Raw genomic sequence first — 9,460 nt, forward strand, 5'->3', positions numbered from 1 at the left:
ATCAACCGGTCAACTTACTTCGATCGTACTCAAAACTGATTGATCATGATGTGAATAAATTAGAGCCCGTTTACTTTGGTCTCAATCACTTCGGTTGGTTTACACATATTTATGATGAAACAGGACGTGACCGGGCACCAGAGTTAAAACAGATCATTTTAAATGGTGGCTTTAGACCGGTTGATGCGGAACAACGTGATCAATCGTGGCTTGAGACGTATGCGATGGTGGAGGACATGTTAAAAGATTTTCCTGATTATTTACCGAATACGTATTTACAATATTATCTCTATCCAGAGTATAAAGTGAAAAAACTAGATCCGAACTGGACGAGAACGGATGAGGTAAGAGAAGGTCGAGAGAAGAAAGTGTTTGAGGAATGTCGTCGTATTGTCGACAATGGCACCGCACGTGACTCAAAAGTTGTTCATAACGATGCTCATGGTGATATGATGGTTGAAGTCGCCGCATCGATTGCCAATAATGAGCGGAAAACCTTTATCGTGATGGTGAGAAATGATGGCATCATTGCGAACTTACCAGATGATAGTATGGTTGAAGTGGCAGCAACGCTTGGTGCCAATGGGCCACAACCTTATGCGGTTGGTCAGATTGGCACGTTCTATAAAGGGTTGATTGAAAATCAACATGCCTTTGAAAAATTGACCGTTGAAGCCTATATGGAAGGGTCATATACAAAAGCGCTCCAAGCCTTGACACTTAATCGTACCGTTGTGGATGCGAAAAAAGCTCGGGTTGTACTCGATGCCTTGATTGAAGCAAATAAAGATTACTGGCCAGAATTAAACTAATACGTGAAAGACAAAGAAGAGTATGGCACACTATAGTCATACTCTTTTGTTTTTAGAAAGGAATGAAAGTGATGCGCATCTTAACAGCAATTGATTCGTTTAAAGGTTCGATGACAAGTTCAGAAGCCAACAGAATCGTCAAGGATACATTAACGGAACATGACGTCATAAGTTTCACTGTCGCTGATGGTGGCGAAGGGACGGTACAAGCATTTTTAGAAGCAGAGGATGGAGACTACACCCAAAAAATAATCACAAATGTGAATGGCAGAAAAGCGATAGGGACGTGGGGCTGGATTGAAGAGAGTCACACGGCGATTATTGAAGTAGCGGAAGCTGCGGGTATTATTCATGCAGACAAGTACATTCCATCCGAGTTATCATACGAGTTTTGGAGTGGGAGAACAAATCAGCCAAGCACTTGATTACGGCGCAACAACGATTATTTTAGGACTGGGTGGTAGTGCTACGGTCGATGGTGGTATGGGGATGATGATGGCGCTTGGGGTAAAGTTTTTAGATGAACGAAATCAAGCATTGCCTTTACTCCCCGTTGATTTAAGCAAGGTCAAGCAAATTGATACAAGTGGCTTAGATCCGAGAGTGAAAGAGGTTAAGTGGTTGATTGCGAGTGATGTAACGAACCCGTTACTAGGCAGTAATGGAGCAACGTATGTGTTTGGTCTCCAAAAAGGTTTTTCACAAGCGGAACTAGCTGAACGAGAACAAGCGATGATGCAATTTAGTCGAGCAGTGGAAGAAACGTTACACGTGTCCTGTACTGAGATGCCCGGCGCTGGAGCAGCTGGGGGATTGGTTTTAGTTGTTATAGCTTTTTTGGGGCAACGTTTCAAAGTGGTTTAGATCTTTTAAGTGAACGCGGGAAACTAAAAGAAAAGTTACGTGACGTTGATTTAGTGATCACGGGTGAAGGGAAGTTTGACAGGCAGTCACTCGCAGGTAAAGTGCCAATCGGAATGAGTCGACTAGCTAAAGAGGTGGGCGTACCGACGGTGGTCTTTGCTGGTAAGGTCGAACAGGGATTAACCGAGTTAAAGGAAGAGAATATTCATGTCACGCTACCGATTGTGAACGAGCCGATGACACTTGACTTAGCTATGGCAGAAGGCCCGAGATTATTAAAGGAGGCACTCGAAAGGTTTCAACAGATTCTCACGTTAACCGTTAAGAAATAATTGTATGGCCGTTATTCAAACGAAAGGGTCAGTAGAACATGAATGAATCATTAGAAGCTCTCTCTATCTTCATTTCTTTCTGCATAACATAGTGATGAAATGATGTATATAGAAAAACAGATAGGCAGATGATAACGATGAAACAATTTAAACATCATCCCTTGCATTTTCAGAATAGACTGATATAATACAACTAACAAGAAAAGTAATTGAATCAAGCCTTCAAGGGGAGCTGATAATCGTCAGCTGAGAGTAAGTATCGATACTTAGACCCTCTGAACCTGTTAGTTAATACTAGCGTAGGGATGGTGGCTTTTTTGATGGCGTTTTAAGTAATGTTAGGGTCCTCCATCAGGAAGCATCCCTTGGCATTGCTTTTTTTGTTGCACAAATTTTATGAGGAGGCATGTTTGATGCAATCAAAACGTACATTATTTTTAATTGAGGTCGCGATTTTTTCAGCGCTTGCGCTTATTTTAGACCTCGTCCCATTCTTATCATTTAAAGTATGGGCCCAAGGAGGATCGATTTCTTTTGCGATGATTCCGGTGTTTATTATCAGTTATCGCTGGGGACTAAAGGGTGGCTTATTATCAGGATTACTGTTAGGTGTCTTACAAATTGTTTCAGGTACTGCCTGGATCGCTCATCCGGTTCAAGGTTTGCTTGACTATCCAATTGCCTTTACTGTGTTAGGTTTTGCGGGACTCTTTAAAGACCAAGCAGCGAATGCATTACAGAGTGGTTCTAAAGGGAGCTTTGTGAAGTGGGTCATTGTCGGTGTTGGGCTCGGCAGCACCCTTCGCTTTGTTAGTCATTATCTAGCAGGCGTGGTGTTCTTTGATTCACTCATTGACGGCATGAATATTTGGCTCTATTCTTTTGTCTATAATGCGTCGTATATTATCCCGTCGGCGATCATTAATATTGTCGCGGTGGCATTTCTCTTTAGTAAACGACCATCACTTGTTAAAAAACCGATGCGTCACGCCGCTTAATGGACCCTAGCGCGTGATAGCATGACAAAAATAAAGCCGCGCGTCGACCTTATATAAGTCGATGCGCGGCTTTTTAGATTAAGATTCAATTAAATCATGAACTTTATTGATTTCCTCTTCAGTGACAATGTGATAATAAATGTTATTGATCATCGAACCAGACCCCTGCATTTGATAGTCTTCAAAATTCGAGGCAGTTTGACGGTAACCTTGGAATAGTGATGTCATATCACTAAAGGTCATATTGGTACTCACGTTGTTACCTAGCACATCAAGTAAATCCGAAATACGGGTGATGTTTTCGATTTTCGCACCTTCTCTTACAATACCTTCAATGACTTTACGCTGACGTTCGGTCCGGCCAAAGTCACCTCTTGGGTCTTCTTTTCTCATCCGGACAAAATTCATCGTCTCATCCCCGGTTAAGGTAATGTTGCCGGTTGGGAAGGTGTTGCCACCTTGAGAAAAATTCAGTTCATTATTTACAGTGATTGGACCGACTAAATCAACGAGTTCAGCCATACCATCCATATTCACCCGCGCAAAATAATCAATATCAATATCTAAGAAATTTTCAACTGTTTCAATCGCCATGTCTGGGCCACCGAATGCATGCGCATGATTGATCTTATCTTCTGTTCCGCGACCAGCAATCGTCGTCCGAGTATCACGCGGAATACTGACGAGTTGAATTTTGTCTTCATTTGGCTTTAAAGTCATGACAATGATCGCATCCGAACGACCACTGACAGATGACTCTGAATCAATACCGAGTAAGAGGATATTAAGATTATCTTTGTTCTCGATTTTTTCTTTTGTTTTTTCCGTATCAATCACGTTACCAGAAACTTTTTCATGCATATTGTCATTGACATTGCTTTTAACCTCGTTATATAAATGCACACCATAACCAACGATCGATAATAATAAGACGAGTAAGATAATGACGGGGGTTAAAATCCACCATTTCTTTTTATTTTTCTTTTTGTTTAAACGGCTATTTTCCATATCAAAACTTCTTTCTGTATTATATTTTTATTCTAAGTAGTAAGATTATAACAAATTTCGCGGAATCTACAAGTGTTATTGGCTATTTCTCATCTAACTTTCATCTATTGTTAGGAGGCGGTATATTGCTTCCGGTAGTCTGACGCCGTCATATTCGTGTATTTAAGGAAATTACGGTTAAACGTCCGTAACGTCTCATAGCCACACTGACGAGAAATTTCAGAAATGGTTAACTCACTATGGGTTAACTTATTAATCGCTTGAGAAACGCGGTATTGATTTAAATAATCAGTAAAAGAAAGTGACGTCATTTGTTTAAATGCTTGAGAAACGTAAGTATAGTCATAGTCAAGGATCGTCGCCGCTCTTTTTAATGAACAATCCTTATCGTAATGATTGTCAACATACAGTAATAAATCATGCAGTAATGTGGTATTCATTGTTGCTTTTTTTTCGATAAAGTTCGATTGACTGATTAAACGTGAAAGCACATCATACAAAAACGCTTTTTGATGGTACACCGTCTGGAGTTTCTCTATCTTTGGTAAGGCAGAGTAGGAAATGACAGGTGAGGTCGCTAACCGCTCTTTATATTGTTGATCAAAATCACTGATGAAATCGGTTGAGAATAAGAGAATGGTAACTTTCGAATGGTGCTCTGATGTAATACGATGAACTTGATGACTGTGAATGAAAATAAGTTGTTCTTTCGACACATTATAGGTTGTATCATTCATATCAACGCTAATCATTCCTTCATGGACAAGTATACATTCGTACGCAACATGAAAGTGTAAGGGAAACTGAAGGTCGTTGACGTGATGATATAAAAATGTTGTGGGGCCCGTTAACCCGTGGGTTTGAAAAAATACCATGCACACACCCTCCAATGAATGTTTAAGACTTACTTGTCATTATACTATAGTTCCTTCTTTTTCGTTAATATATTGAGAAAATGAGCGGATTATAAGAGTAGACGATGTTTCTGCACTAAAAGTGACATATCTTCACGAAAGAAACTTTTAGGCAAAGACTAGGCACTTGTTTCGTTAAATGGTAGTATGAAATTAGGAAAATAATGATAAAGGTGGTGAGGGTGTGAATGGCGTTTATTGATCTCATGATAGAAGAAGTTCCTGTTTTTTATCTCGTCGTCTTTTTTATTTTCTTTTTGTTGATGATACTTATGTTAAGAAAGCTACGCCAACTGACAGATTATAAATGTATCGTTATCATCAATACAATCAATCAAACGTATCAAACCATCTTAACAACGCCGATCACTGTCATAGATGATCAAGCGTCAAAGACGTCCTTACAACACTACTTATTAGATAGACAGCCCGTCATATATCACGGCAAAATAGCGGACGATGATTTGGTGATTGATAAAGAACAGAGGCAATACACCTTACCTAAGCCGCTGTTAGAACAATTCTTTTATGTACTTAGTCAAGTCAAAACGATGATGGTTAGGAAAAGACATAGTCACCGTCAGCTGTCACTCATGATTGAGACGCAAGACCCCTTGTTGTTCCTATCATTATTAGATAAAAATCAGTGGAATGAGTATGAACGTTTGTTTACAAATAAACAACTGATGCCGGTGGTGTATTTAGCTATCAAACAAGTGAATGATGCTTGGGATGATTTATCGGTGACCGATCGCTTGTATGTGCGCAACATACTAAAAGATTATGGCCGTAGTGGTATGGAGAAGCTCGCGGTATATTTGACAAGACGAGAACGCCGACAGTTAGTCCGATTAGAAAAGCGGTTAAGAAACCATTGAAACCAACGCTTCATTAAGAGGATTAAAAAAAGAAACAAGCACCTAGTGTTTAAGGGCTTGTTTCTTTTTTGTTTACATATTGTTGATGTCGTCTAAATGCGCTTGGGCATCTTCATACAAGACGTCAGATTCGATGACTTTTTCAAATTCTGTCTTAGCCATATCGATATACTCGATTTCTAAGAATTTTTCACCGTCTTTATACGCTTGACGAGAGATGATGAGTGCACTGTGTTCAGTACGGGCTTCTTCCGCTTTAGCTGGGACACCGTCTAGTTCGATTGTTTCGAAGTCTCGTAAGGTATTGCCGTAAGTGTTCACATCTAAATCTCCACTAATGAAGCTTTCAGAGAGTGTATCCACTTCCGCGATTAACTTTTCAGTCGTCGTTTCTTTAATGACAGCGACCTCTTCTTCTGTTAGGTCTGCCTCAGTTAACGCTTGAATCGCGCCATTGATTTCAAAGTAGCGACCGTCTTCAATAATCGTGTTGATCTCCTGTTGTTTTGCTTCAGCAGCCGTCATGTCCTCTGTATCTTTTGACGCTGATGAATCGTCTGTATTAGCTTGGCATCCAACAATCAGTAGGGTGAATGCAAGTAATGCGAGTAGTTTTTTCATAAACTTCCCTTCTTTCTATTTTTGTCTGTTCACTAGTATATCATAATGGAATGAGTTAATTAATGATTTATCTAATCGTTAGAATAGTAAAAGTATTATGTGAATTGTTAATCTTCGGATAAATGAAAAGATTGTGCGGCAAATCGCTGGTGTATACTTGAAAATCACTTGGTGCTAGATTGAGCTAGAGGGATAGCTTTAACGGCCATGCTTATAAAGTATGGGCCATATAGTCGGCATCATTCATGATATAATTTAAAAAAGAATGGAGGCGATAGAGATGAATATTGAAAAAATTAAATACTTCATTGATCTCGTAGAATGTAAAAATTTCACTGAAACAGCGAAAAAGAATTTTGTCTCTCAAACGACCATTAGTCAACAAATAGCCTCGATTGAAAAAGCGTTTGATCTTAAGCTTATTGATAGGAAACATATGCCGATAGAACCGACCTCAGCTGGGTGGACGTTCTATCGAGAGGCGCTCGTCATTTGGAAACAATATAACCGTATGCAGAAGACAATGTTAGATTTTAAACGGAATCAACCACAATTACTAAGCGTGGCGTATACGACGATGACGGATATTCAGAGCCTATTACCTCATATGCCAAAGGTAAACGAGAAACATCCTAATATGAGATTAGATTTAACAAAAGTGACGTTAAAAGATATGACGGCATATCTAGAAAAAGGTCTCTATGATCTAGCGATCGCCGTTGATTCAGCCTTTGTAGGCAATGATCAGATTGTTACCCAGACACTCTACAGTGGAAGGTATTGTGCGGTCGTCAGTCGAAAGCATCCACTGTTTAACCATGAGACCATCTCTAAGGAGGAGCTCTATAAGCATCCTTTAATTATGTTGCATTCGAATACGATTGGGAATACGTATCATTTGATGATTGAGCATGCGATTGAAGATGGCTATGAGCCGAATATTGTTCGAACAGTCGAAGATGTTGAAACAGAACTTTTCCATATCCTTACAGATCAGTCATTGGATTTTTCCCTGATAACTATCAACTCAATCACTCAAACGACGAACTGAGGCTGATTCCTCTCAAAGATTCAAAGCATACATTTAAGATAGTAATCGGTTATTTAAAAGGCAATGATAACCCAGCACTAACCTCATTTATGAACGATATGCCGGATTGGTTTTCCCAATAGGCTATGGGATTTTTATATTAGATTATGTTCAACGCTTCACGTAGTATGGAGTTATCAATCATTTTAAAAAGGAGAGAGTGTTATGGGGAAATTATTATTAACAGGTGTTGACGGGAATTTAGGCGCACAAGTAGCGGCATACTTAGTCGATTTGGTAGACAATGATCAGCTTATTTTTTGTGGGTATAACCCTGAAGCTTTGAAAAGTTATGCCGAACAAGGGATTGAAACACATGTGACGAATTTCAACAAAAAGGACGGGCTTGTCGATGCTTTTCGTGGGGCAGATAAGTTAGCGTTAATTTCAATGCCTTTCGTAGGAGAAAAACGTCAACAAGCGCATCGACATGTGGTGGATGCGGCGAAAGAAGCGGGCGTTAAACAAATCATTTATACATCTTTAGTGAATGCAGGCGATGAAACAAATCCTAGCGTGGAAAAAATCGATCATATTTACACAGAAGACTATATCAAAAGTGTCGGACTAGATTATATTTTCTTGCGCAATTCGCAGTATGCAGAAGCGATGATTACGAATTACTTTACCTTTGTGAAAGGTGATGGCGTATTAAAAAACAGCCAAGGCGACGGACAAATGGCCTATATCTCACGTAAAGACTGTGCGAAGGCGGTCGCGTATGCGTTACAATCGACTGATTACCACGAGGCTACACTAGACATTAATGGGGCTGAGTTAATGACCATGACAGAATTTGTGGCGATCGGTAATCGCGTCACAGGTGAAAACGTCTCATATGAAGCCATTACCGATGAAGAAAATTATGCGATTTTTGATGCGATGGGTGTTCCTAGAACAACAGAAGGTAAATTTAAAAAGGATTCAGAAGCTCCTTTCTCATCTGAAGGCATGGTCACTTTCGCCCAAGCGATTAGATTAGGGAAAATGGATGTGTATACAGATGACTTTAAACAGCTGACAGGTGATAAGCCGATGACAGTCGAGCATATGTTTACTCATGCAGAACAATTCCAAGTCGGTGAGCGTCACTCAAAAGACGATTAATACATGAGCACCCTTTAGTAAAGCCGCATAGCTTTGTTAAAGGGTGCTTTTCTTATAACATAGGAAAGTATAAAAATGTCGTTGATATAGCAGGCGTTATAACGTTAGTATGTGTTTAAATGTGCGTTTGCCTCTGGTAAAATGATCTTGAGTCATGTAGATTGCTCTAACTTATTGGTTTAGTCACTCATAAGTATAGCGGATTTATATGGCTTTTTTATATTTCATAAGATCATGCCTGTCATTTTACAACAGACCAAAAGAGTATGTAGAGGTAAATGACGGAACAAAAACAACGCACATTGGTGTTAGTACTGAAGTTAAAATTATTGAGTCACTAAATGCGTTATTGAACTACCCCCACCTAACATTCTCACGAATGTTTGAGGAAGGGGATTCCGTAAGGACACCCTAAAGGCGACCCATGCTCATTCAACTAAGCATAGGTTTTTCTACTCTCCAACCGCCGCAAACCTATTTTCTCAACATCTGTTAAAGCCTGTTGGGGAAATAGTGTGTTCCAGGAACACAACTTGCTTTGTTCGAATCGTTCTGTCTGGTAGAACACATGCGTTCTGACAAAAGACAGGGTGCGTGTCATATACGCCCACCCGGCCCAATGATGTAGACCTTGTTTCTGCTCTGGAACAAGTGAATACAACATCGGTGGGAGTTTTTCTTTAAAGCCCATTGCCCGTCGGGCAATGACATAAGCGGCTGCCATGTGAATGGACACACCGAGTCGCTTCATATATTTTATCTTGCCAATTTGACTGGTATAAGCGGGATTAACAACGTAGACAGCAATCCCCATTTTTTCGGCCCTTGACTTGATC

General features: G+C 39.9%; 9 protein-coding genes, 2 pseudogenes and 1 riboswitch. Of the genes and pseudogenes, 7 read left to right on the forward strand and 4 right to left on the reverse strand.

The window, feature by feature from the left end; all coding sequences use genetic code 11:
* Window positions 1-50 precede the first annotated feature (50 nt).
* The 4 genes and pseudogenes from JCM19043_RS18645 (at window position 51) to thiT (ending at window position 3,006) form a co-directional block, all read left to right on the forward strand.
* Entirely contained in the window at window positions 51-812 is a 762-nt protein-coding gene (locus tag JCM19043_RS18645) for a hypothetical protein (protein ID WP_369813764.1), read from the forward strand.
* Between the two features lie 71 nt (window positions 813-883).
* Complete coding sequence (locus JCM19043_RS18060) at window positions 884-1,237, forward strand: glycerate kinase (protein ID WP_062320496.1); 354 nt, start codon at window positions 884-886, stop codon at window positions 1,235-1,237.
* Window positions 1,164-2,008: pseudogene (locus tag JCM19043_RS17330) on the forward strand (glycerate kinase). The gene JCM19043_RS18060 and the pseudogene JCM19043_RS17330 overlap by 74 nt, the downstream one beginning before the upstream one ends.
* A gap of 215 nt (window positions 2,009-2,223) precedes the next feature.
* Window positions 2,224-2,331: riboswitch (TPP riboswitch) on the forward strand.
* Between the two features lie 90 nt (window positions 2,332-2,421).
* Entirely contained in the window at window positions 2,422-3,006 is a 585-nt protein-coding gene (gene thiT / locus JCM19043_RS04905) for an energy-coupled thiamine transporter ThiT (RefSeq protein ID WP_062320502.1), read from the forward strand.
* A 78-nt stretch (window positions 3,007-3,084) separates the two neighbouring features.
* On the opposite strand, the gene JCM19043_RS04910 is transcribed toward thiT, so the two are convergent.
* Together JCM19043_RS04910 and JCM19043_RS04915 are read right to left on the reverse strand one after the other, a co-directional pair.
* A complete protein-coding gene (locus JCM19043_RS04910) occupies window positions 3,085-4,014 on the reverse strand; it encodes an LCP family protein (protein WP_062320504.1) in 930 nt (309 codons plus the stop codon).
* Between the two features lie 110 nt (window positions 4,015-4,124).
* Window positions 4,125-4,889 (reverse strand): AraC family transcriptional regulator, encoded by a 765-nt coding sequence (locus JCM19043_RS04915; RefSeq protein WP_062320506.1) that lies wholly within the window; start codon window positions 4,887-4,889, stop codon window positions 4,125-4,127.
* A 227-nt stretch (window positions 4,890-5,116) separates the two neighbouring features.
* Between JCM19043_RS04915 and JCM19043_RS04920 the strand changes: the two genes are divergently transcribed.
* On the forward strand, window positions 5,117-5,806 hold the full coding sequence (locus JCM19043_RS04920; protein WP_062320508.1) for a hypothetical protein: 690 nt from the start codon (window positions 5,117-5,119) through the stop codon (window positions 5,804-5,806).
* Window positions 5,807-5,878: 72 nt separating this feature from the next.
* Here the strand turns inward: JCM19043_RS04920 and JCM19043_RS04925 are convergent, their stop codons facing one another.
* A complete protein-coding gene (locus JCM19043_RS04925) occupies window positions 5,879-6,427 on the reverse strand; it encodes a hypothetical protein (protein WP_062320510.1) in 549 nt (182 codons plus the stop codon).
* A 280-nt stretch (window positions 6,428-6,707) separates the two neighbouring features.
* Between JCM19043_RS04925 and JCM19043_RS04930 the strand changes: the two genes are divergently transcribed.
* Both JCM19043_RS04930 and JCM19043_RS04935 read left to right on the forward strand, forming a co-directional pair.
* Window positions 6,708-7,478, forward strand: coding sequence for a LysR family transcriptional regulator (locus JCM19043_RS04930; RefSeq protein WP_231631400.1), 771 nt, complete (start codon window positions 6,708-6,710; stop codon window positions 7,476-7,478).
* 204 nt (window positions 7,479-7,682) lie between these two features.
* Window positions 7,683-8,624 (forward strand): NmrA family NAD(P)-binding protein, encoded by a 942-nt coding sequence (locus JCM19043_RS04935; RefSeq protein WP_062320512.1) that lies wholly within the window; start codon window positions 7,683-7,685, stop codon window positions 8,622-8,624.
* 436 nt (window positions 8,625-9,060) lie between these two features.
* Here JCM19043_RS04935 and JCM19043_RS04940 read toward each other — a convergent pair.
* Window positions 9,061-9,460: pseudogene (locus tag JCM19043_RS04940) on the reverse strand (hypothetical protein); the annotation flags it as partial.

It is taken from the genome of Halolactibacillus sp. JCM 19043, assembly GCF_001310395.1.
GTDB lineage: Bacteria > Bacillota > Bacilli > Bacillales > Amphibacillaceae > Halolactibacillus > Halolactibacillus miurensis.

What these genes read in the sequence shown, in the direction of transcription:
- JCM19043_RS18060 (WP_062320496.1), top strand. Translation starts at nt 884, where the DNA reads ATGCGCATCTTAACAGCAATTGATTCGTTTAAAGGTTCGATGACAAGT.
- thiT (WP_062320502.1), top strand. Translation starts at nt 2,422, where the DNA reads ATGCAATCAAAACGTACATTATTTTTAATTGAGGTCGCGATTTTTTCA.
- JCM19043_RS04910 (WP_062320504.1), bottom strand. Translation starts at nt 4,014, where the DNA reads ATGGAAAATAGCCGTTTAAACAAAAAGAAAAATAAAAAGAAATGGTGG.
- JCM19043_RS04915 (WP_062320506.1), bottom strand. Translation starts at nt 4,889, where the DNA reads ATGGTATTTTTTCAAACCCACGGGTTAACGGGCCCCACAACATTTTTA.
- JCM19043_RS04920 (WP_062320508.1), top strand. Translation starts at nt 5,117, where the DNA reads ATGGCGTTTATTGATCTCATGATAGAAGAAGTTCCTGTTTTTTATCTC.
- JCM19043_RS04925 (WP_062320510.1), bottom strand. Translation starts at nt 6,427, where the DNA reads ATGAAAAAACTACTCGCATTACTTGCATTCACCCTACTGATTGTTGGA.
- JCM19043_RS04930 (WP_231631400.1), top strand. Translation starts at nt 6,708, where the DNA reads ATGAATATTGAAAAAATTAAATACTTCATTGATCTCGTAGAATGTAAA.
- JCM19043_RS04935 (WP_062320512.1), top strand. Translation starts at nt 7,683, where the DNA reads ATGGGGAAATTATTATTAACAGGTGTTGACGGGAATTTAGGCGCACAA.